The 21,225-nt window shown below is 69.1% G+C and carries 30 protein-coding genes; 28 read left to right on the top strand and 2 right to left on the bottom strand.

Going from position 1 to position 21,225, the window contains the following annotated elements; translation table 11 throughout:
- Positions 1-6: 6 nt before the first annotated feature.
- The 24 genes from rplV (at position 7) to rplQ (ending at position 13,397) form a co-directional block, all read left to right on the top strand.
- Positions 7-405, top strand: a complete 399-nt coding sequence (rplV, locus tag T9R20_RS14985; protein ID WP_322410111.1) for a 50S ribosomal protein L22 — start codon at positions 7-9, stop codon at positions 403-405.
- A complete protein-coding gene (rpsC, locus tag T9R20_RS14980) occupies positions 405-1,160 on the top strand; it encodes a 30S ribosomal protein S3 (RefSeq protein ID WP_124291706.1) in 756 nt (251 codons plus the stop codon). Before rplV ends, rpsC begins: the two co-directional genes overlap by 1 nt.
- Positions 1,160-1,579 carry a 50S ribosomal protein L16 gene (rplP, locus tag T9R20_RS14975; protein ID WP_124291705.1) on the top strand — a complete coding sequence of 140 codons (420 nt, stop codon included), beginning with the start codon at positions 1,160-1,162 and terminating at the stop codon, positions 1,577-1,579. Before rpsC ends, rplP begins: the two co-directional genes overlap by 1 nt.
- Positions 1,579-1,896 carry a 50S ribosomal protein L29 gene (gene rpmC, locus T9R20_RS14970; RefSeq protein ID WP_322410110.1) on the top strand — a complete coding sequence of 106 codons (318 nt, stop codon included), beginning with the start codon at positions 1,579-1,581 and terminating at the stop codon, positions 1,894-1,896. The genes rplP and rpmC overlap by 1 nt, the downstream gene beginning before the upstream one ends.
- Positions 1,896-2,231, top strand: a complete 336-nt coding sequence (gene rpsQ, locus T9R20_RS14965; RefSeq protein WP_322410108.1) for a 30S ribosomal protein S17 — start codon at positions 1,896-1,898, stop codon at positions 2,229-2,231. Before rpmC ends, rpsQ begins: the two co-directional genes overlap by 1 nt.
- Positions 2,228-2,596: a 50S ribosomal protein L14 gene (rplN, locus tag T9R20_RS14960; protein WP_322410107.1), complete on the top strand. Its 369-nt coding sequence runs from the start codon at positions 2,228-2,230 to the stop codon at positions 2,594-2,596. The genes rpsQ and rplN overlap by 4 nt, the downstream gene beginning before the upstream one ends.
- A gap of 2 nt (positions 2,597-2,598) precedes the next feature.
- Positions 2,599-2,958, top strand: coding sequence for a 50S ribosomal protein L24 (rplX, locus tag T9R20_RS14955; protein WP_289261931.1), 360 nt, complete (start codon positions 2,599-2,601; stop codon positions 2,956-2,958).
- 2 nt (positions 2,959-2,960) lie between these two features.
- Positions 2,961-3,551 (top strand): 50S ribosomal protein L5, encoded by a 591-nt coding sequence (gene rplE / locus T9R20_RS14950; RefSeq protein WP_322410105.1) that lies wholly within the window; start codon positions 2,961-2,963, stop codon positions 3,549-3,551.
- Between the two features lie 69 nt (positions 3,552-3,620).
- The gene (rpsH, locus tag T9R20_RS14945; protein ID WP_322410104.1) at positions 3,621-4,019 is read left to right on the top strand and encodes a 30S ribosomal protein S8; all 399 of its coding nucleotides are present in this window, start codon (positions 3,621-3,623) and stop codon (positions 4,017-4,019) included.
- A 6-nt stretch (positions 4,020-4,025) separates the two neighbouring features.
- Positions 4,026-4,562: a 50S ribosomal protein L6 gene (gene rplF, locus T9R20_RS14940; RefSeq protein WP_124291699.1), complete on the top strand. Its 537-nt coding sequence runs from the start codon at positions 4,026-4,028 to the stop codon at positions 4,560-4,562.
- A 2-nt stretch (positions 4,563-4,564) separates the two neighbouring features.
- On the top strand, positions 4,565-4,924 hold the full coding sequence (gene rplR / locus T9R20_RS14935; RefSeq protein ID WP_289261938.1) for a 50S ribosomal protein L18: 360 nt from the start codon (positions 4,565-4,567) through the stop codon (positions 4,922-4,924).
- Complete coding sequence (gene rpsE / locus T9R20_RS14930) at positions 4,921-5,613, top strand: 30S ribosomal protein S5 (protein WP_416182916.1); 693 nt, start codon at positions 4,921-4,923, stop codon at positions 5,611-5,613. Before rplR ends, rpsE begins: the two co-directional genes overlap by 4 nt.
- Positions 5,613-5,798, top strand: coding sequence for a 50S ribosomal protein L30 (gene rpmD / locus T9R20_RS14925; protein ID WP_124291696.1), 186 nt, complete (start codon positions 5,613-5,615; stop codon positions 5,796-5,798). The genes rpsE and rpmD overlap by 1 nt, the downstream gene beginning before the upstream one ends.
- Entirely contained in the window at positions 5,798-6,394 is a 597-nt protein-coding gene (rplO, locus tag T9R20_RS14920) for a 50S ribosomal protein L15 (RefSeq protein WP_322410101.1), read from the top strand. Before rpmD ends, rplO begins: the two co-directional genes overlap by 1 nt.
- Positions 6,395-6,495: 101 nt before the next feature.
- Positions 6,496-7,818, top strand: coding sequence for a preprotein translocase subunit SecY (gene secY, locus T9R20_RS14915; protein ID WP_248239846.1), 1,323 nt, complete (start codon positions 6,496-6,498; stop codon positions 7,816-7,818).
- Positions 7,818-8,411 (top strand): adenylate kinase, encoded by a 594-nt coding sequence (locus tag T9R20_RS14910; RefSeq protein WP_322410100.1) that lies wholly within the window; start codon positions 7,818-7,820, stop codon positions 8,409-8,411. Before secY ends, T9R20_RS14910 begins: the two co-directional genes overlap by 1 nt.
- A gap of 8 nt (positions 8,412-8,419) precedes the next feature.
- Positions 8,420-9,253: a type I methionyl aminopeptidase gene (gene map, locus T9R20_RS14905; RefSeq protein ID WP_322412198.1), complete on the top strand. Its 834-nt coding sequence runs from the start codon at positions 8,420-8,422 to the stop codon at positions 9,251-9,253.
- Between the two features lie 26 nt (positions 9,254-9,279).
- On the top strand, positions 9,280-9,963 hold the full coding sequence (locus T9R20_RS14900) for a DsbA family protein (RefSeq protein WP_322410099.1): 684 nt from the start codon (positions 9,280-9,282) through the stop codon (positions 9,961-9,963).
- 282 nt (positions 9,964-10,245) lie between these two features.
- A complete protein-coding gene (gene infA, locus T9R20_RS14895; protein ID WP_028496510.1) occupies positions 10,246-10,467 on the top strand; it encodes a translation initiation factor IF-1 in 222 nt (73 codons plus the stop codon).
- A 75-nt stretch (positions 10,468-10,542) separates the two neighbouring features.
- Positions 10,543-10,659, top strand: a complete 117-nt coding sequence (gene rpmJ / locus T9R20_RS14890; RefSeq protein WP_022893853.1) for a 50S ribosomal protein L36 — start codon at positions 10,543-10,545, stop codon at positions 10,657-10,659.
- 137 nt (positions 10,660-10,796) lie between these two features.
- Positions 10,797-11,171: a 30S ribosomal protein S13 gene (rpsM, locus tag T9R20_RS14885; RefSeq protein WP_322410095.1), complete on the top strand. Its 375-nt coding sequence runs from the start codon at positions 10,797-10,799 to the stop codon at positions 11,169-11,171.
- A 32-nt stretch (positions 11,172-11,203) separates the two neighbouring features.
- Positions 11,204-11,602 carry a 30S ribosomal protein S11 gene (gene rpsK / locus T9R20_RS14880; protein WP_013583990.1) on the top strand — a complete coding sequence of 133 codons (399 nt, stop codon included), beginning with the start codon at positions 11,204-11,206 and terminating at the stop codon, positions 11,600-11,602.
- 132 nt (positions 11,603-11,734) lie between these two features.
- Positions 11,735-12,724 (top strand): DNA-directed RNA polymerase subunit alpha, encoded by a 990-nt coding sequence (locus T9R20_RS14875; RefSeq protein ID WP_322410092.1) that lies wholly within the window; start codon positions 11,735-11,737, stop codon positions 12,722-12,724.
- Positions 12,725-12,764: 40 nt separating this feature from the next.
- Entirely contained in the window at positions 12,765-13,397 is a 633-nt protein-coding gene (rplQ, locus tag T9R20_RS14870) for a 50S ribosomal protein L17 (protein ID WP_322410091.1), read from the top strand.
- 307 nt (positions 13,398-13,704) lie between these two features.
- Here the strand turns inward: rplQ and T9R20_RS14865 are convergent, their stop codons facing one another.
- Positions 13,705-15,741, bottom strand: coding sequence for an acyltransferase family protein (locus T9R20_RS14865; RefSeq protein WP_322410090.1), 2,037 nt, complete (start codon positions 15,739-15,741; stop codon positions 13,705-13,707).
- A gap of 117 nt (positions 15,742-15,858) precedes the next feature.
- Between T9R20_RS14865 and T9R20_RS14860 the strand changes: the two genes are divergently transcribed.
- From T9R20_RS14860 to T9R20_RS14845, 4 genes are all read left to right on the top strand, one after another.
- Complete coding sequence (locus T9R20_RS14860) at positions 15,859-16,710, top strand: tRNA pseudouridine synthase A (protein WP_322410089.1); 852 nt, start codon at positions 15,859-15,861, stop codon at positions 16,708-16,710.
- Positions 16,711-16,785: 75 nt separating this feature from the next.
- Positions 16,786-17,487, top strand: a complete 702-nt coding sequence (locus T9R20_RS14855) for an endonuclease/exonuclease/phosphatase family protein (RefSeq protein ID WP_322410088.1) — start codon at positions 16,786-16,788, stop codon at positions 17,485-17,487.
- 54 nt (positions 17,488-17,541) lie between these two features.
- A complete protein-coding gene (locus tag T9R20_RS14850) occupies positions 17,542-19,224 on the top strand; it encodes an ATP-binding protein (protein WP_322410087.1) in 1,683 nt (560 codons plus the stop codon).
- Positions 19,221-20,372, top strand: a complete 1,152-nt coding sequence (locus T9R20_RS14845) for a hypothetical protein (RefSeq protein WP_322410086.1) — start codon at positions 19,221-19,223, stop codon at positions 20,370-20,372. The genes T9R20_RS14850 and T9R20_RS14845 overlap by 4 nt, the downstream gene beginning before the upstream one ends.
- 15 nt (positions 20,373-20,387) lie before the next feature.
- Here T9R20_RS14845 and T9R20_RS14840 read toward each other — a convergent pair whose 3' ends face one another.
- Positions 20,388-21,044, bottom strand: coding sequence for a hypothetical protein (locus T9R20_RS14840; RefSeq protein ID WP_322410085.1), 657 nt, complete (start codon positions 21,042-21,044; stop codon positions 20,388-20,390).
- Positions 21,045-21,225: the final 181 nt, after the last annotated feature.

Here is a 21,225-nt window from a genome sequence, read left to right as displayed (position 1 = left end):
AGAGAAATGGTGGAGTCCATCGCACGCGTGCGACACATCCGCGTGACCCCTCAGAAGGCTCGTCGTGTCGTCGCTCTCATCAAGGGCAAGCAGGCTCAGGAGGCCCTGGCCATCCTGAAGTTCGCTCAGCAGAGCGCCAGTGAGCCCATCTACAAGCTCGTCGAATCGGCCATCGCGAACGCTCGCGTCAAGGCCGACAAGGAGAACGAGTACCTCGACGACGCCGACCTGTACGTGAAGAACGCGTACGTGGACGAGGGCACGACGCTCAAGCGTTTCCAGCCCCGCGCCCAGGGCCGCGCGTTCCAGATCAAGAAGCGCACCAGCCACATCACCGTCATGCTCTCGACGCCCGAGGTGGCCGAGTCCGCTCCCGCAGCTCCGACGAAGAAGGCGAGCAAGTAATGGGACAGAAGGTCAACCCGTACGGCTTCCGCCTCGGCATCACCACCGACCACGTGTCGCGGTGGTTCTCCGACTCGACGAAGCCCGGTCAGCGCTACGCCGACTACGTGGCCGAGGACATCAAGATCCGTCAGCTGCTGCAGAAGCAGCTCGACCGCGCCGGTGTCAGCAACATCGAGATCGAGCGCACCCGTGACCGCGTCCGCGTCGACATCCACACGGCCCGCCCGGGCATCGTGATCGGTCGCCGCGGGGCCGAGGCCGAGCGCATCCGCGCCGACCTCGAGAAGCTCACCGGCAAGCAGATCCAGCTGAACATCCTCGAGGTCAAGAACCCCGAGGCCGACGCTCAGCTGGTCGCTCAGGGCATCGCCGAGCAGCTCTCGGCTCGCGTGGCGTTCCGCCGTGCGATGCGCAAGGGGCTGCAGGGCGCGCAGCGCGCCGGCGCCAAGGGCGTCCGCATCCAGGTCTCCGGCCGTCTCGGCGGCGCGGAGATGAGCCGGTCGGAGTTCTACCGCGAAGGCCGTGTGCCCCTGCACACGCTCCGCGCGAACATCGACTACGGCTTCTACGAGGCCAAGACCACCTTCGGCCGCATCGGCGTGAAGGTCTGGATCTACAAGGGCGACCTCACCAACAAGGAACTCGCACGCGAGCAGGCCAACGCGCCGAAGTCGCGCGGTCGTGACGACCGCGGCGACCGTCGTCGCGGCCCCCGCAGCGAGGCCCCCGTCGCAGAAGGAGCGTCGGCGTAATGCTCATTCCCCGCAAGGTCAAGTACCGCAAGCAGCACCACCCGGGTCGCTCGGGCCAGGCCACCGGCGGCACGAAGGTCTCCTTCGGCGAGTTCGGCATCCAGGCCCTCACCCCCGCGTACGTGACGAACCGTCAGATCGAGTCCGCTCGTATCGCGATGACCCGTCACATCAAGCGTGGCGGCAAGGTGTGGATCAACATCTACCCCGACCGACCGCTCACCAAGAAGCCCGCCGAGACCCGCATGGGTTCCGGTAAGGGTTCCCCCGAGTGGTGGGTCGCCAACGTCAAGCCGGGCCGGGTCCTCTTCGAGGTCTCGGGCGTCAACGAGCAGCTCGCTCGTGAGGCGCTGACCCGTGCCATCCACAAGCTGCCCCTGAAGGCACGCATCATCAAGCGCGAGGAGGGCGACGCGTAATGGCGATCGGCACCAAGACGCTCGCACCGAGCGAGCTCGACACGTTCGAAGACCAGCGCCTGGTCGAGGAGCTGCGCAAGGCCAAGGAGGAGCTGTTCAACCTGCGCTTCCAGTCGGCCACCGGCCAGCTCGAGAGCCACGGCCGCATCCGCGCCGTCAAGCGCGACATCGCGCGGCTCTACACCGTGATCCGTGAGCGCGAGCTCGGCATCCGTGCCACGCCCGCGCCCGTCGAGACCGCGACGAAGACGAAGAAGACGAAGGCCAAGAAGGCGGATGCCGCTGACTCGGTCGCGAAGGAAGAGGGGGCTGAGTGATGGCCACCACCAAGAAGGCCGACGCCGCCACGGAGCAGGTCAAGGGCCACGAGAGCGCCGAGCACGATGTGCGCGACGCCGATGCCCGCGGGTACCGCAAGGCCCGCCGCGGCTACGTCGTCAGCGACAAGATGGACAAGACCATCGTCGTCGAGGTCGAGGACCGCGTGAAGCACCCGCTGTACGGCAAGGTCATCCGCCGCACCTCCAAGGTGAAGGCGCACGATGAGGGCAACACCGCCGGCATCGGCGACCTGGTCGTCATCAACGAGACCCGCCCGCTGAGCGCGACCAAGCGCTGGCGTCTGGTCGAGATCGTGGAGAAGGCCAAGTGATCCAGAACGAATCCCGGCTGAAGGTCGCCGACAACACCGGCGCCAAGGAGCTGCTCACCATCCGCGTGCTCGGCGGCTCCAACCGCCGCTACGCGGGCCTCGGCGACGTCATCGTCGCCACCGTCAAGGACGCCATCCCCGGCGGCAACGTCAAGAAGGGCGACGTCGTCAAGGCGGTCGTCGTCCGAACGGTCAAGCAGACCCGACGTGCCGACGGCTCATACATCAAGTTCGACGAGAACGCCGCCGTCATCCTGAAGAGCGACGGGGAGCCCCGCGGCACCCGCATCTTCGGGCCGGTCGGCCGTGAACTGCGCGACAAGCGGTTCATGAAGATCGTCTCGCTCGCCCCGGAGGTCATCTGATCATGGCGAAGATCAAGAAGGGCGACCTGGTTCAGGTCATCTCGGGCGCCAAGCCCGAGCGCGGCGGAGACCGCGGTAAGCAGGGCAAGGTCCTCGAGGTCCTTCCCGAGCAGAACCGCGTGATCGTCGAGGGCGTGAACTTCGTCACCAAGCACAACCGCGTGGGTCAGTCCCAGCGCGGCACCAAGACGGGCGGCATCGAAACGATGGAAGCCCCGATCCACATCTCCAACGTCTCCCTGGTAGACCCCCAGACGAAGAAGCCGACCCGTGTCGGTCACCGCGTCGAGGAGCAGGCCAAGGACGGCGTGAAGCGCACCGTGCGCGTCCGCTACGCGAAGAAGTCAGGCAAGGACCTCTGAATATGAGCAGCGCAACTGCCGTCGAGGCTGGCAAAATCCAGCCCCGCCTGAAGCAGAAGTACAAGTCCGAGATCCAGAAGAAGCTGCAGGACGAGTTCGGCTACGCCAACGTCATGCAGATCCCGGGTCTGGTGAAGGTCGTGGTCAACACCGGTGTCGGCGAGGCCGCTCGCGACAGCAAGGTGATCGATGGTGCGGTCGACGACCTCACCAAGATCACCGGCCAGAAGCCGGTCGTGACCAAGGCCCGCAAGTCCATCGCGCAGTTCAAGCTGCGCGAGGGCCAGGCCATCGGCGCGCACGTCACCCTCCGCGGTGACCGCGCGTGGGAGTTCCTGGACCGTCTGGTCAACCTGGCGCTGCCCCGCATCCGCGACTTCCGCGGCCTGTCGGGAAAGCAGTTCGACGGCAACGGCAACTACACCTTCGGTCTGCAGGAGCAGTCGGTCTTCCACGAGATCAACCAGGACAAGATCGACCGCGTCCGCGGGTTCGACATCACGATCGTGACGTCGGCGAAGACGGATGACGAGGGCCGCGCGCTCCTGCGACACCTCGGCTTCCCCTTCCGCACCGAGGGTGCACAGCAGTAACACCTGACCATGGAAGGTCGTCAGTCGTGTAACGGCTGCCGATACCTCATGAACGAAAGAAGCTAAGAAATGACGATGACAGACCCGGTCGCTGACATGCTGACCCGTCTGCGCAACGCGAACTCGGCGCACCACGACTCCGTGTCGCTGCCGAGCTCGAAGCTCAAGACCCACATCGCCGACATCCTCAAGCAGGAGGGCTACATCTCCGACTGGGCCGTCGAGGAGGCCCGTGTCGGCCAGACGCTCACCCTGACGCTGAAGTACGGCCCGAACCGCGAGCGGTCCATCGCCGGCATCAAGCGCGTGTCGAAGCCGGGACTGCGCGTCTACGCGAAGTCCTCTGAGATCCCCACGGTCCTCGGCGGCCTCGGCGTTGCCATCCTGTCCACCTCCTCCGGTCTTCTCACCGACCGGCAGGCCGAGCAGAAGGGCGTGGGTGGGGAAGTCCTCGCCTACGTGTGGTGATCTGACATGTCGCGTATCGGACGTCTGCCGATCGACATCCCCTCCGGCGTCACCATCACGGTGACCGGGCAGGATGTCGCGGTCAAGGGCCCCAAGGGCGAGCTTGCGCTCACCGTGGCCCGCCCCATCGAAGTCAAGGTCGAGGACAACCAGGTGATCGTCACCCGTCCCGACGACGAGCGCGAGTCTCGGTCGCTCCACGGCCTGACCCGCACGCTCATCAACAACAACATCATCGGCGTCACCCAGGGCTACACCAAGGGCCTCGAGGTCGTCGGCACCGGCTACCGCGTCGCGCAGAAGGGCAGCTCGATCGAGTTCGCGCTCGGCTTCTCGCACCCGGTGCTCGTCGAGCCCCCCGCGGGCATCACGCTCACGGTCGAGGGCAACAACAAGGTCACCGTGAGCGGCATCGACAAGCAGGCCGTCGGCGAGGTGGCTGCGAACATCCGCAAGATCCGCAAGCCCGAGCCGTACAAGGGCAAGGGTGTGCGCTACGCCGGCGAGGTCGTCCGGCGCAAGGCCGGAAAGGCTGGTAAGTAACCATGGCTGTGAAGACGAAGTCCGACGCGCGATCGCGCCGTCACGCCCGCCTTCGCAAGAAGGTCGTCGGCTCCTCCGAGCGTCCCCGCCTGGTCGTCACCCGTTCGGCACGTCACGTGTTCGTCCAGGTCGTCGACGACAGCAAGGGCCACACCGTGGCATCCGCATCGACGCTTGAAACCGACCTGCGCGGATTCGACGGCGACAAGACCGCCAAGGCCCGCAAGGTCGGCGAGCTGGTCGCTGAGCGCGCGAAGGCCGCCGGCGTCTCCGACGTGGTGTTCGACCGCGGCGGCAACCGATACGCAGGTCGTGTCGCGGCCATCGCCGACGGCGCCCGCGAAGGGGGGCTCAACCTGTGAGTGACAACAAGGAGAACAACGTGACCGCAGAGGCCGCTGCCGAGGCTCCGGCCGAGGCCGCCACCGCTACCGCTCCTGCCGAGCGTGAGCGCGAGCCGCGCCGCGGTGGACGTGAGCGCAACCCCAACCGCGACCGCGGGTCGCGCGACCGCAGCGAGAGCCAGTTCCTCGAGCGCGTCGTGACGATCAACCGCGTGTCGAAGGTCGTCAAGGGTGGTCGCCGCTTCAGCTTCACGGCGCTCGTCGTCGTCGGCGACGGCAACGGGCTCGTGGGTGTCGGCTACGGCAAGGCCCGCGAGGTGCCGCTGGCGATCTCGAAGGGCGTCGAAGAGGCCAAGCGGAACTTCTTCCGCGTGCCTCGCGTCGGCTCGACCATCCCGCACCCCGTCCAGGGTGAGGCCGCTGCCGGTGTGGTGCTGCTGCGCCCCGCCGCCGGCGGTACCGGCGTGATCGCGGGCGGCCCGGTGCGTGCCGTCCTCGAGTGCGCGGGAATCCACGATGTGCTGTCGAAGTCGCTGGGGTCGTCGAACACGATCAACATCGTTCACGCGACCGTCGCGGCGCTGAAGCAGCTGGAGGAGCCCCGTCACGTCGCCGCGCGTCGTGGACTGGACTTCGACCAGGTCGCTCCCGCGCGTCTGGTCCGCGCCGAGGCCGAGGCCGCGGCTGCAGCGAAGGTAGGTGCCTGATGGCCGCGCGTCTGAAGGTGACGCAGATCAAGTCCAAGGTGAGCGAGAAGCAGAATCAGCGCGACACCCTCCGGAGCCTGGGTCTCAAGCGGATCGGCGACACCGTCGTCCGTCCCGATGACGCCCAGACCCGCGGGTACGTGCGCACCGTCGCCCACCTCGTGAAGGTTGAGGAGATCGACTGATGGCGGAGAAGAAGGAAGAGACGGTCGAGGCCGTCGAGTCCGCGCCGAAGAAGACCACGGCGCGCAAGGCTGCGCCGAAGAAGGAGACCGCCGCGAAGAGCGCACCCAAGAAGGATGCCCCGGCTTCGCGCCCGGGCGTGCTCAAGGTGCACCACCTCCGCCCGGTCCCCGGCGCTCACACCGCGAAGACCCGCGTGGGTCGTGGTGAGGGTTCGAAGGGTAAGACGGCCGGTCGCGGTACCAAGGGAACCAAGGCCCGGTACCAGGTCAAGGTCGGCTTCGAGGGCGGGCAGATGCCCCTCCACATGCGTACGCCGAAGCTGCGCGGGTTCAAGAACCCGTTCCGCGTCGAGTACCAGGTGGTCAACCTCGACAAGCTCGCCGAGCTCTACCCGCAGGGCGGCGACGTGACCATCGGCGACCTCGTCGCCAAGGGCGCGGTGCGCAAGAACGAGAAGGTCAAGGTGCTCGGCACCGGCGACATCTCGGTCGCGCTCAACGTCTCGGTCGACAAGGTGTCGGGCTCCGCCGAGCAGAAGATCGTCGCCGCAGGCGGCTCGGTCTCGGCCGGCGAGTCGGCGGGCACCGCCCAGTAAGGCCTGCAGGAGGGGTCGGAGTTCGCTCCGGCCCCTCCTCGCGTTACCCTGGGAGTCGGCGTGCCCACGTGGTCGTCGGCATCCCCAATGGAGGCAGCCTCTTGTTCAGCGCCATCGCGCGTGTCTTCCGCACTCCGGATCTGCGGCGGAAGATCGCTTTCACCCTGGCCATCATCGCCCTGTACCGCCTCGGCGCGCACGTGCCGGCACCGTTCGTGGACTTCCCGAACGTCCAGTCCTGCCTGCGCGACAGCGCCGGCACTGAGGGCCTGCTGTCGCTGGTGAACCTGTTCTCGGGCGGGGCGCTGCTGCAGCTGTCCATCTTCGCGCTCGGGGTGATGCCCTACATCACGGCGACGATCATCGTGCAGCTGCTGCGCGTGGTCATCCCGCACTTCGAGGCGCTGTACAAGGAGGGCCAGGCGGGGCAGGCCAAGCTCACCCAGTACACCCGGTACCTGACGATCGCGCTGGCGCTCCTGCAGTCGACGACCCTCGTGACCGTGGCGCGCAGCGGCCAGCTGTTCGGCATCACCGGCATCCCCGAGTGCGAGCAGCTCCTCACCAACGACGTGTGGTGGGCGCAGCTGCTGATGATCATCACGATGACCGCCGGCACGGGCCTCATCATGTGGTTCGCCGAGCTCGTCACCGAGCGGGGCATCGGCAACGGCATGTCGCTGCTGATCTTCACCTCGATCGCCGCCGCCTTCCCCGCCTCGATGTGGGCCATCGCCCAGTCGCGCGGCTTCGAGGTCTTCCTCCTCGTCCTCGCCGTCGGCATGGTCGTCGTCGCGCTGGTCGTCTTCGTCGAGCAGTCGCAGCGGCGGATCCCCGTCCAGTACGCCAAGCGCATGGTCGGCCGGCGCACGTACGGCGGCACGAACACCTACATCCCGATCAAGGTCAACATGGCCGGTGTGGTGCCGGTGATCTTCGCCTCGTCACTGCTGTACATCCCCGCCCTCATCGCGCAGTTCAACCAGCCGCAGCCGGGCCAGGAGGTTCCGGGCTGGGTCGCGTGGATCCAGCAGTACCTCGTCTCGGGCGACCACCCGCTGTACATGGCGCTGTACTTCCTGCTCATCGTCGGGTTCACCTACTTCTACGTCGCGATCACCTTCAACCCGGTCGACGTCGCCGACAACATGAAGAAGTACGGCGGATTCATCCCCGGCATCCGCGCCGGGCGCCCGACCGCGGAGTACCTCGACTACGTGCTGACCCGCATCACCCTCCCGGGCTCGATCTACCTCGGCCTCGTCGCGCTCCTGCCGCTGTTCGCGCTGGCGCTCGTCGGGGCGAACCAGAACTTCCCGTTCGGCGGCGCCTCGATACTCATCATCGTCGGTGTGGGTCTTGAGACCGTCAAGCAGATCGACGCGCAGCTGCAGCAGCGTCACTACGAAGGGCTCCTGCGCTGATGGCTCGCCTTCTCATCGTCGGTCCCCAGGGCTCGGGCAAGGGCACCCAGGGCGTCCGCATCGCCGAGGCGCTGGGCGTGCCCGTCGTCTCGACCGGCGACGTCTTCCGCGCCAACGTCGCCGGCGGCACCGACCTCGGCGTGCAGGTCAAGGAGATCATCGACGCCGGGCAGCTCGTCCCCGACGAGCTGACGAGCGCCGTCGTGCGCGACCGGCTGTCGAAGGAGGATGCCGCGGGCGGATTCCTCCTCGACGGCTACCCGCGGAACCTCCCGCAGGTGATGCACCTGGATGAGTTCCTGGGCGGGCGCGATGAGAAGCTCGACGCGGTCATCGTGCTCGAGGTCCCTCGCGAGGAGTCCATCGCGCGCCTCAGCAAGCGGGCGCTCGAGCAGGGTCGCGCCGACGACACCGAAACCGTCATCGCGCAGCGTCTGGCGATCTACGAGAGCGAGACGGCGCCGATCATCGGCGTGTACGCCACCCGGGGCATCGTCGACGAGATCGACGGCACGGGATCGGTCGACGAGATCACCGATCGCATCCTCGCCGCTCTCCGGGCCCGCGGCCTCGGGAGCCCGGCCGCCGCGTGAGCCCCGTCGTGGGACTTCGCCGCTCGATCTACAAGACCCCCGCGCAGCTGCGGGCGATGGTCGACCCCGGTCTTATCACCGCCGACGCCCTCGCCGCGGTGAAGGCCCTCATCGCACCCGGTGTCACGACGCTCGAGCTGGATGCCGCGGCATCCGACCTGATCGTCTCGCGCGGCGCGAAATCGAACTTCCAGATGGTGCGCGGGTACCGCCACACCGTCTGCGCCTCGGTGAACGAGCAGGTGGTGCACGGCATCCCCGGCGACCGGCCGCTCGAGCCCGGTGACATCCTCTCCATCGATGCCGGTGCCGAGTACAAGGGATGGAACGGGGATTCGGCGTTCACCGTCGTGCTCCCCGACCCGTCGCGCCCCGAGCTCGTGGCCGAGCGCGAGCATCTCTCGCGCGTGACGGAGGGGTCGCTGTGGGCGGGCATCGCGGCGCTGGCGTCCGCCCGCCACATCGCGGACGTGGGTGCGGCGATCGAGGACTACATCCGCGCCCACGGCGAGGACTACGGCATCCTCCGCGAGTACGTCGGTCACGGCATCGGGCGGAAGATGCACGAGTCGCCATCGGTGTTCAACTACCGCGTCGACGATCCCGGCCCCGAGGTGCAGCCCGGTCTCGCCCTCGCGATCGAGCCGATGGTGGTCGCGGGGTCGGATGCGACGTTCGTCGAGGACGACGGCTGGACCGTCTCGACCGTCGACGGGTCGGCCGGCTCACACTGGGAACATAGCGTTGCGGTGCATGATGACGGTGTGTGGGTGCTCACCGCGCCCGACGGCGGCGCAGCCGGGCTCGCGCCGTTCGGCGTCACCCCGGCACCGATCCGGTAGCGCCGGGACATTCAGGGAGGACGCCGATGGCAACGGCCGCGCGCAAGGTCAACTGGTTCGCGATCCTCGTGAGCATCGCCGTGGTGCTCGCGCTCGTGGTCACCGCGGCCATCGTCGTGTGGTCGAACAATCAGTCGGATGACGCGGGGCCGGCGCCGCAGGCGGCGTCGATCAACGCCGAGACCGGAGCGATCGAGGTCGGGACGGGGGAGCAGACCCTCGACACCTACATCGACTTCATGTGCCCGATCTGCAACCAGTTCGAGCAGGCGTACGGGGAGACGGTGCAGGGGCTCGTCGACGAGGGAACGATCACCCTCAACATCCACCCCATCGCGATCCTCGACCGGTTCTCGCAGGGGACCGAATACTCTACGCGGGCGGCCAACGCCATGTACTGCGTCGCCGAGACGGCGCCCGATGCGGCGGTGTCGTACATGCAGGCGCTGTACGCCAACCAGCCGGCGGAGGGCTCGACGGGGCTGACGGACGAGCAGCTCATCGAGATCGCCGGATCGGTCGGCGCCGACGGTGTCGACGCGTGCGTCAGCGAGCGGCGCTACAGCGGCTTCGTGTCGTCGATGACCGAGCAGACGCCCATCCAGCCCGGTCAGTCGGGCATCGCGACCCCGACACTCGCGGTCAACGGCGAGACGATCGCGAACGACACCATTCCCGCGCCGGCGGACTTCCCCTCGCTGTTCTCCTGACCGACGGCGCGCCCGCGCTTCGCGCGCGGCTCGTGCGCTGCGCGCGGCATCCCCTTCCTTCATCCGTCGCAGATGTACGCCGAGGGAGCCCGAAGCGTGCATCTTCGACGGATGAAGCCTCACGGGGCCGCGAGCGAAGGGCGAGCGCGACGGCGGTTTGCCGCGGGGTGCGATATCACCTATAGTTGATCTTTGGTGCGTTGCGCCTTCATTGGCGTGTCGCCGCACCACAATCCCATCCACCGCAGACCGGCCGGTCTGCATGCAAGCGATAGCGAGTTTATGGCGAAGAAAGACGGTGTCATCGAGATCGAGGGTGTCATCTCCGAGGCGCTGCCGAACGCGATGTTCCGCGTGGAGCTCACCAACGGTCACAAGGTGCTCGCCACGATCTCAGGCAAGATGCGGCAGAACTACATCCGCATCATCCCCGAGGACCGCGTGGTCGTGGAGCTCAGCCCCTACGACCTCACCCGCGGCCGTATCGTCTACCGCTACCGCTAGACCGGTCGAGAAGTAACGCCCCACGCGGGGTCGGAAGAACCCGCGTGCCCGGCGAAGACAGCGAACAGGAACATCATGAAGGTCAACCCCTCCGTCAAGCCCATCTGCGATCACTGCAAGGTGATCCGTCGCCACGGCAACGTGATGGTGATCTGCAAGTCCAACCCGCGCCACAAGCAGCGCCAGGGCTGAGCTCAGATCTCACGACGAAGACCCATAACTGAAGACACACAGGCAGGACCAGAACCCGCGCGAGCGGCGGACACCTCGGGGCGGAGGCCCGGGCACCGGTCCTGCCCCACACCTCCACCAACTCCTAGGAGAGCCGCATGGCACGTCTTGCCGGCGTCGACATCCCGCGCGATAAGCGCGTGGTCATCGCCCTGACCTACATCTACGGCGTGGGCCGTACCCGCTCGCACGAGATCCTCGCCCAGACGGAGATCGACGAGAACATCCGTGTGAAGGACCTGAGCGACGACCAGCTCATCGCCCTCCGCGATTACATCGAGGCCAACTACAAGGTGGAGGGTGACCTCCGCCGCGAGGTGGCCGCAGACATCCGCCGCAAGGTCGAGATCGGATCCTACGAGGGCATCCGTCACCGCCGCGGCCTCCCGGTGCGCGGACAGCGCACCAAGACCAACGCGCGCACCCGCAAGGGTCCGAAGCGCACCGTCGCCGGCAAGAAGAAGGCGCGCTGAGCGCGGCCTGCAGGGTTTAGGAGAACACGCACATGGCACAGGCCAAGTCCGCCGCGCGCAAGCCGCGCCGCAAGGAGAAGAAGAACATCGCCGTGGGCCAGGCCCACATCAAGTCGACGTTCAACAACACCATCGTCTCGATCACCGACCCGTCGGGCGCCGTGATCAGCTGGGCGTCCTCGGGTGGCGTGGGCTTCAAGGGCTCGCGCAAGTCCACCCCCTACGCCGCCGGCATGGCCGCGGAGTCGGCTGCCCGTCAGGCGCAGGAGCACGGCGTCAAGAAGGTCGACGTCTTCGTCAAGGGCCCGGGCTCGGGCCGCGAGACCGCGATCCGTTCGCTGACGGCCGCCGGCCTCGAGGTCGGTTCGATCCAGGACGTCACGCCGCAGGCGCACAACGGGTGCCGCCCGCCCAAGCGTCGCCGCGTCTGACGCGCTGATTTTCCGGATGCCGCGGGGCGCGGCCCCTCGTGGTGCGCGCCTCCGCGGCATCCCCGGACACAACTCAATACTTCACCCACCGCACGTGTCATATAGCGGGCACGTGATTGAAAGGAACACATCGTGCTCATCGCACAGCGTCCCACTCTGACCGAGGAGAAGGTCGGGGAGTTCCGCAGCCGTTTCGTCATCGAGCCGCTGGAGCCCGGCTTCGGCTACACGATCGGCAACGCGCTGCGTCGCAGCCTCCTGTCGTCGATTCCCGGTGCTGCCGTGACGTCGATCCGCATCGACGGCGTCCTCCACGAGTTCAGCACCATCCCCGGTGTGAAAGAGGATGTCACCGAGATCATCCTCAACATCAAGCAGCTGGTCGTCTCCAGCGAGCGCGACGAGCCCATCACTGCGTACCTGCGCAAGACCGGCGCCGGTGAGGTCACCGCTGCCGACATCTCCGCTCCCGCCGGTGTCGAGGTGCACAACCCCGAGCTGGTCATCGCGACCCTCAATGACACCGCCCGGTTCGAGCTCGAGCTCACCATCGAGCGCGGTCGTGGCTACGTGTCGGCGACCCAGAACCGCAACGAGTACGCCGAGGCCGGGCAGATCCCGATCGACTCGATCTACTCGCCCGTGCTGAAGGTGTCGTACCGCGTCGAGGCGACCCGTGCCGGGGAGCGCACCGACTTCGACAAGCTCGTGCTGGATGTCGAATCCAAGCCCTCCATCGCCCCTCGCGACGCCGTCGCGTCGGCCGGACGCACCCTCACCGAGCTGTTCGGTCTCGCCCGCGAGCTGAACGTCGAGGCCGAGGGCATCGAGATCGGCCCGGCGCCGGTCGAGACCGTCCTCTCCAACGAGCTGTCGATGCCCATCGAGGACCTCGACCTGTCGGTGCGCTCGTACAACTGCCTCAAGCGCGAGGGCATCAACACGGTCAGCGAGCTCGTCGCCCTCTCGGAGACGCAGCTGATGAACATCCGCAACTTCGGCCAGAAGTCGGTCGACGAGGTGCGTGACAAGCTCACCTCTCTCGGCCTGTCGCTGAAGGACTCGGTCCCCGGGTTCGATGGCGCGCACTTCTACGGCGGCTACGACGACGAGAACGTCTGAGCTGCGGCATCCCGACTGACTTTCGACTGGAGTAACTGACATGCCCAAGCCCACGAAGGGTCCCCGCCTCGGAGGCGGCCCCGCCCACGAGCGCCTGCTGCTTGCGAACCTCGCCGCGGCCCTCTTCACCCACAAGTCGATCCAGACCACCGAGACCAAGGCCAAGCGCCTGCGCCCGCTGGCCGAGCGCCTCATCACCTTCGCCAAGCGCGGCGACCTGCACGCGCGTCGCCGGGTGCTATCGGTGATCGGTGACAAGGAGGTCGTGCACGTCCTCTTCACCGAGATCGCGCCGCTGGTGGCCGACCGCCCGGGTGGCTACACCCGCATCACCAAGATCGGCAACCGCAAGGGTGACAACGCGCCCATGGCCGTCATCGAGCTGGTGCTGGACCCGGTGACCCCCAAGGTCAAGAGCTCGCGCTCGTCGGCCAAGGCGGCTCCGGCTGTCAAGCCCGCTGCGGAGGACACCCCCGCGGAGGAGACTGGCGCGGAGGACACCACCGAGGAGGCCCCCGTGGAAGACAGCACCGCTGACGAGAACACCGACGCCGGTTCGGAGTCGCCCGAAGAGGGCGCCGCCGCCGAGAAGGCCGCCGAAGACGCCGTCGTGGAGGGTGACTCCACCGCCGACGCTGACGCTGACGCCGACGCCGACGCTGATAAGAAGTAACGACCCCGGTCGTCCGAGACCCGTCGCCCCCTGGGGTGGCGGGTCTCGTCGTTTCGGCGCAGGGTCCGGATCGGATGGCGGAGGTGGTCGTCGAGGCGGGGTACCGACGACCGTTCGTGTCACGTCGATCTGCTTTCGGATCGGGGTGGCGCAAGTGGTCGTCGAGGCGGGGTACCGACGACCGTTCGTGTCACGTCGATCTGCGATGTCGGATCGGGGTGGCGCAAGTGGTCGCGGGATCGGGCTTCGGGCGACCAATCGTGTCACCTCGAGCAACGGCGTTTGCGGGTCGCAGGCCGCGGCGGGCCTACTCGAACTCGCGTCCGACGGTGAAGTGCGCGCGCCGCCAGGCGCGCAGCTCCTGCTCGTAGGCGAGGAGCGCGCGATGCTCCTCGGCGCGATCGACGGCCTGCCCGACGGTGTCGGCGAAGACCGCGCCGCCGCCCGAGTCGGGGTGGATCTGATCCCCGGCGAGCAGCTCGGGCCTCGACGCGATCGCTCCCGACCAGTCGGCGATGAAGACGCGGGGGTGCGTCGCCGCGAAGTCCGCCAGCTCGGCGTTGACGCCGGGGATCCATTCCCGCGGCGCGAACGCGTTGACGAGGACGAGGGTGCGCTCGGGGCCGGCGATCGCCGCCATCCGCTCGAGGGCGTCGCGGTCGACGGGACCGTTCGTACCCAGGCCCAGCACGACGTACGGGCGCAGCTGCCCGGTGTCGGCGAGCTGCTGCAGGATACCCGGGCCGGCCCAGGCCGAGCGCGACACGGCCGCGTCGACGGCGATACCGGGGAAGCGCTCCAGGAGCGCCGGGGCGGAGGCGAGCATGACCGAGTCGCCGACCGCGGTGATCTGATCCCCGGTCACCGGCGTCGGCGCGGGCCGCGGCACGCTGTCGCCGGACGGGACGCCGGGCACGGGGGCCGGGGGAGCGGATGGCGCGGACGCACCGTCTCGCGGGCCCGCCGACGGACCCGCCGCCCCCGAGCCCGGCTCACCGGCGCCGGGCGCCTCGGACGGTGCGTCGGCCTCCGCGAGGGCGCGCTGTCCGGCATCCACCATCGCCTGCCCCGACGACACCGTCGGTGCCGCGGTGACCGCTGCCCCCGTCCCGATCACGAGCGCGATCGCGACGGCGCCGGCGACCAGCGCGCCCACGCGCGCAGCCGCACCGGCGCGCAGCGCCCGCCCGAGCCGGCGGAGCGACTCGCGGAATCCATTCCGGCGCACCGGCGTCTCGACGAAGCGGTACGACAGCTCGGCCGCGCCGAGGGTGAGCACGAGGGCCGCGAGCCCTACGCTCCCGGGGACACCTGCCTCCGCGCCGGTGCCCTGCAGACCCGCGAGGAGGAGCACGAGGATCGGCCAGTGCCAGAGGTAGATGCCGTAGGAGCGGTCGCCGATCCAGCGCAGCGGCTGGGCGTCGATCGCCGAGCCGAACCGCGACCCGGGCCAGACGCCGGCGGTGATCGCCGCGGCGGAGAGGAGGCTCGCCGCCACCAGCGTTCCGGGGAAGGTGGAGACCGCGTCGACCGGCGCGAGGAACGACAGCAGCACCAGTCCCGAGATCGCCGCCGCCCCCACCGGCGAGGTCCACCGCGGTCGCGAGGCCGGCGATCCCCGCCCGAGCACCGCCGTCGTGGCGAACGCCAGGGCCACCCCGAGGAGGATGCCGAAGGCGTGGGTGTCGGTGCCGAAGTAGGCGCGGGTGACGTCGCCGCCGGGCGCTCCCGCCCCCGTGGTCACCAGCACCGCCATCCACAGCGCCGAGGCCGTGGCCAGGAGCACTGCCGCTCCGGCGCGCGCCCAGGCGCGGGGGAGGAGCAGGAACAGAGGCAGCACGAGGGGCCAGACGACGTAGAACTGCTCCTCGACCGCGAGCGACCAGAAGTTGCGGAAGAGTTCGGGGGTCGCGGCGGCGAAGTAGCCGCCGTCGCCGGTGAGCGAGACCCAGTTGTAGCTGAAGGTCGCCGCCCCCAGCACCTGGGCCCCCAGACGCACGAGCACGTCGCCGCCGACGGCGAGCGCCGCACTCGAGCACACGATCACCACCAGGCCGAGCGCCGGCAGCAGGCGGCGGGCCCGGCGCCGCCAGAAGTCGATCAGCCTGATCCGGCCGCTCCGGGCGTGTTCGCGCAGCAGCAGGTTGGTGATGAGGAACCCGCTGATGACGAAGAAGACGTCCACGCCGATGAACCCGCCCGGGAGCATCGCGGGGAAGAGGTGATAGATCACCACGAGTGCGACGGCGACCGCCCGCATCCCGTCCAGTCCCGCGTACCGGCGCGGGGGGTCGGCGGGCTGCGAGCTGGGGCTGCTGAGGAGCGTGGGGGCGGTGAGCGTCATGGGAAACCGGGTCGGGTCGACGATCCTGCGGAGGGGAACACCACAGTGTACGTCGCCTCACGCCCGGGCCACGGGGGAATCCCCGAGAGAGGTCGGACGGCGAACTACGCTGGTGCGGTGCGCATCCGTCTCGACCTCTCCTACGACGGCACGCACTTCCGCGGATGGGCTCGGCAGCCGGGCCTCCGCACCGTGCAGGAGACGCTGGAATCCGCCCTCGGTCGCGTGCTGAGTGGCGATCCGCGCGTCGTGGTGGCCGGGCGCACCGATGCCGGGGTCCATGCCACCGGTCAGGTCGCCCATCTCGATCTCGATCCGACCCAGCAGGGCCGCCTGGCCGCCGCGCGTGCGCCCCGCGGCCAGGCGGATCCCGACCCCGTCGCCCAGCTCGCCCGACGTGTCAACGGGGTGCTGGGCGCGTACGCCGACCTCACCGTGCGGTCGACGACGATCGCGCCCGCGGGCTTCGACGCCCGCTTCTCGGCGGTCTGGCGGCGCTACGTCTACCGCATCGCCGACCGCGCGACCGGGTACGACCCTCTCGAGCGGCACCGCACCACGAGCGTGCGGTCGCACCTCGATGAGGAGCGGATGGATGCCGCGGCGCGCTCCCTCATCGGACTCCACGACTTCGCGGCGTACTGCAAGCCCCGCGACGAGGCGACCACGATCCGCACCCTGCTCGCCTTCGGCTGGCGTCGCGGTGCCGACGGCGTGCTCGTCGCCGACGTGAAGGCCGATGCGTTCTGCCACAGCATGGTGCGAGCGCTCGTGGGCGGCTGCGTCGCGGTGGGAGAGGGGCGCCTGGACCCGGGCGACCTCGCCGTCATCCGTGACCGCGGCGGCAAGGTGCCCGAGATCCATGTCCTCGCCGCACGCGGGCTGACCCTGGCCGAGGTGGGCTACCCCGCCGACGACCTGCTCGCCGCGCGGGCGGAACAGACCCGGGCGCGCCGGGCGACGGACTGACGAAACCTGATCATCCCTTATGGGTCACCTCCCCGTCAGCCTCCGGCCCCTGCCGCGGTCCTATGCTGGGCGACGATGAGAGTGATCTCGTACAACCTGCGCAAGCACCGCGCCGCGGGCGAGCTGGCTGAGCTCGTCGAACGCCACGGTGCGGACGTCCTGTGTCTGCAGGAGTACGACACCTCCGACATCCCCGACGAGATCGCCGGGCTCCGCCTCGCCGACGCCACCTCGCGCAACCGGCTGGGACTGGCGGTCTACTACCGCGCCAACACCTTCCGCGCCGTGGAGGTCCGGGCGCTCGCGCTGAAGAAGTCGCTGCACGACCACCTGCTCAAGCCCGCCGAAGAGCGGATGCTGGGGGTGCGGCTGCACGACATCGATCACGGCACCGACGTCATCGTCGCATCGTTCCATGCGGCGCCGCTCACCGCCCTCAACTCGCTGCGCCGTCACCAGATCCGCACCGCCCTCGCCGAGCTGGAGCAGCTCGGCGAGGGGCTTCCCGCGCTGATGGTCGGCGACTACAACTATCCGGTGTTCAAGGAGAACCTCGGGCAGAAGGTCCGCGAGCAGGGGTACGAACTGAGCCTCAGCGACGCGCGGACCTACACGCGCTACCGCTTCTTCCGCGGCCACTACGACTTCGTGACCTCATCCGGGTTCACCATCGATCGGGTCCGCACCCTGCCGCAGGGACTCTCGGACCACCTCCCCATCCTGGTGACGGCCAGCGTCACCTCCGCCCAGCCGGTGGAGGTGCCCACGGCGGGCTGAGCGGGTGCATTCACCTGGCTGAATCGGGTGGGCCCACGTGGCTAAACTCTGCGTATGTCGTCGGGGGGCAGATCGCGAACGGCAGACGCTGCCCCGGCGGCGACTGCGACGTGGTCGACCTCGCCCGACACCGGCGTCCTGGCTCCGGCACCGATCTCGAGCCGCACCCGATCGATCTGGCTGAGCCAGCTTGTGCTGGGGGCGACCGTCCTCGCCGTGGTCATCCTGCTGATGTTCATCCAGCCGATGCGGCTGGCCGGCTGGGCCTTCACCAGCGGCATCCTGCTGCTCGTGGCGATCACCGCGGCGACGATGATCGCACCGTGGGCGAGGTTGTCCTCCGCGGCGGTGCTCATCGTGCCGTTCGCCGACCTCTTCGCCGTGGGTCTGCTGAATCTCGACGGCGATCTGCGCTTCGCGTTCCTCTGGACCTTCCCGATCGTCTGGATCGCCCTGTACTACGGGGCCCGCACCCTCGCCGTGGCCCTCGGCGCGGTCGGCCTGTTCCTTCTCGTCGTGGCGAGTGTCACCCCCGGCCCGGACTCCACGATCCGCGTCGTGCTGGTCATCATCGTCCTGAGCTTCATCGGCATCACCCTGCACGTCGGGTCCCGGCGCACCCGCGCCTTCAAACGGCTGCTGCGTCAGCAGGCCAGGCGCCTGCGGTCGACGCTCGATCGGTCGACCGCGCAGGAGCGTCGTATCGCCGAGATGATCGACGGCATCGACCTGGGCATCGTGCGGCTGGCGCCGGACGGAGAACTCCTCGCCCTGAATGCCGCCTATCGGCGCCTCTACGGCCTCGGCGAGCAGGAGAGCCCTGCGGCGGCGACGGTGATCGAGCACGTCGTGGTGGACGGTCCCGAGGTCCCGGCCCACGAGCGCCCGTTCGCGCGCGCCGCCCGCGGCGAGGCGTTCGATCCCGAGACCTTCTGGCTCCTGGATGCCGAGGGGACCTGGCGTGCGGTGACGGCGTCGGCGAGCCCGCTGGCGTCGCGGACCGAGGGCGAGGCGAGCATGCTGCTGGTCGTCCGTGACGTCACCGCACTCCTCCACGCCGAGCGGGCCCGCGACCAGGTCGTCGCGATGGCCTCCCACGAGATCCGCAATCCGCTCACCGTCATCCTGGGACGCGCCGAGCTCGCGCTGGAGCGCGACCTCGATGCCGGCAGTCGCGACGACTTCGCCGTCATCGAGGCGTCGGCCGAACGGATGCTCACGATGCTCGAGCAGACGCTCCGCGACTCCCGCTCCTCGTTCACCGCACCGCGGGGGACCGACGAGATCGATCTGCGCACGGTCCTGGAGGCCTCGCTCGCGGGGGTGCAGGCCAACGCGCGGTCGCGCAACATCACACTGCTCACCGAGCTGCCCGCGTCGCTGCCCGTGCGCGGCGACGCCTTCCGCCTTCGCCAGGTGTTCGACAATCTCCTCACCAACGCGGTGAAGTACACGCCCCGCCAGGGAACGGTGTCGGTGCGGGCGGCGGCCGACGGCGACCGCGTCCGGGTCGATGTCGCCGACTCGGGCATCGGGATCCCGGACGACGAGATCGACCGGGTGTTCGAACCCTATTTCCGCTCTTCGGCCGCCGGGCGCACCGCTCCGGGGACGGGGCTCGGTCTCGGGATCGCCCGCGACATCGTCGAGGCGCACGGCGGAGGACTGACGCTGACATCCGAGCTCGGGGCGGGGACGACCGCTCGCGTGACGGTCCCGCGGGCGCGCGTCGCATGATCGACGCGATCCCCTCCTTCAGTGGGCCCAATCTCGCCCTCGCGCAGGCGACGGTGGCCACCCTCGGCGTGGTCGTCATGATCGGCGTGGCGTTCCTGGACCGCCCCCACCGTTCGACGCTGCTGTGGTCGATCGCGTTCCTGATCGCGATGATCTCGTCGTGGGGTATCGTGCTGGCCGAGACCGTCGACTCCGAGGCGATGCGCCGGGTGTCGATCGGCGTTCTCATGGGGGCGCCCGGGTTCATCTGGGCCGGATTCCGCACGCTCCGGGGTGCCGGGTCGCGGTGGTGGCTGGCGGCGCTGCTGTCGGCGATCAGCCCGGTGCTCCTCGTCGCTGCAGGCGCCACCGAGGCGTACAGCGTGGTGTTCCGCATCGTCTTCTTCCTCTCGGCCGTGTTCGCCTTCCTGCTCCTCGTGGAATGGCTGCGCCTGCCCGACCGGGGAGACACCGTGCTGTATCCGCTCGTCGTGATCTCGGTGCTGAACGCGGCGCTCGCCGCCTTCGTCGCCGTGGCGGGGCTCATCTTCCCCGCCTCGAGCGGCGACGATCTGCAGTTCGTCCGGTCGGTGAACCAGCTGGGCTTCGTCATCTACATGGTCTGCGCGCTGGTGTCGCTGGTCGGCTTCGCCACTCGGCGCGAACGGCTGATCAGCAGGGATGCCCGCACGCCCTGGGAGGACTTCCTCACGGGGTGCCGCGATCGGCTGGTACGCGCGGCGCGGCGCGGGGAGCACTCCTGGGCGCTGCTGGTGTTCCGGCTCGACGACGAGGCCGATGTGCGCGACGCGGTCGGTGTGGCCGGGTTCGCAGCCGTCTGCGAAGGATTCGCCCAGGCGATCCGCGAGGCTCTCCCCGCCGACGCCGACATCGCCGAACGGCGTCCGGGCACGGTGGTGGTGCTCGTCTCGCGGCCCGAGCCGGTGCTGCGGGCAGCGCTTCGCGGCGCTCTCGCGCGGGTGGGGCGGATGGAGAACGCCGGCGGCATGGAGATCCAGGTGTCGGCGAGCGTCGGATGGATCGCGGTGGATCCCGGCGACGTGGTCGGCGGCGAGGACGACCTCGAGGCGCTCCTCGAGCGTGCCGAGGCGGCTGCCGACAGTGCTCGGGCCGCCGGCGGCGACCGGTGGGAGCGGGTCGGCGTCTAGGAGGGGCCGGACGCCTCAGCCGTCCGCGTCGGACTCCGCGTCGTCCCCCGAGTCCGGCGACGCGGCGATCGCAACGGTGACGGTGTCGCTGGCGGTCTGCTTGGCGAACTCGCTCGAGGTCGGGGTGGTCTGCACGAGGAAGTCGTAGCTGAACTGCAGCTGCACGTGAGTGGCGTCGGCGGGGAGCGAACCGACGTTGAAGGTCTGCGAGTAGCTGTAGGGCGACAGCACGAGGTAGCCCGGCGCGACAGAGGACTGGTCGATCTGCGCCTCCAACGGCGCCATCGCGCCATCCGGTCCCTGCGGCACCGCCACCATGACCGCGCGTTGGAGGTACACCTTCTGACCGTCGTCGGGGGTGACCGTCGTCGTCATCGACAGGTTGACGGGCTTCAGCGCCTCGGCCGTCCACCGATCCATCGACAGCGTGGACCAGTAGTCCACCGACGCCGCGACCGCACCCGCGACGAGCTCGCGGGCGGTCGACCCGCTGGAGAGGTCGTTGGGCACCGGCGTCGGGGCCTCGGACGGGGTGGTGCTGGGGGACGCGGAAGACGTCGGCTCGGCGCCGAAGTCCCAGGGTGCGGGCCCGCAGCCGGAGAGGACGAGGCTGAGCGCCAGGGCGAGCGCGATGCCCGCAGCGCCCGCGGCGGCACGGCGATGGGTGCCCATGGAACCTCCCGGAGGCGGATGAGTGCGGAAGCATTCCCGCGGTGACGACAGTGGCGTCAGTCTACGGACCCGAAAGCGCAAGGCTCACGCAAGAAAGGCTCAAGATCCTCAAGATGGCCGAACGGCGTGATTGTGTAACCGGCGAGGGGCGGGACCGGTCGCTTCCGCAGACCGCTCGAAC

It is taken from the genome of Microbacterium invictum (assembly GCF_034421375.1).
GTDB lineage: Bacteria > Actinomycetota > Actinomycetes > Actinomycetales > Microbacteriaceae > Microbacterium > Microbacterium invictum_A.
The sequence above is the reverse complement of the archived record's forward strand: the minus strand, read 5'-3'. Positions and strand labels throughout refer to the sequence as shown.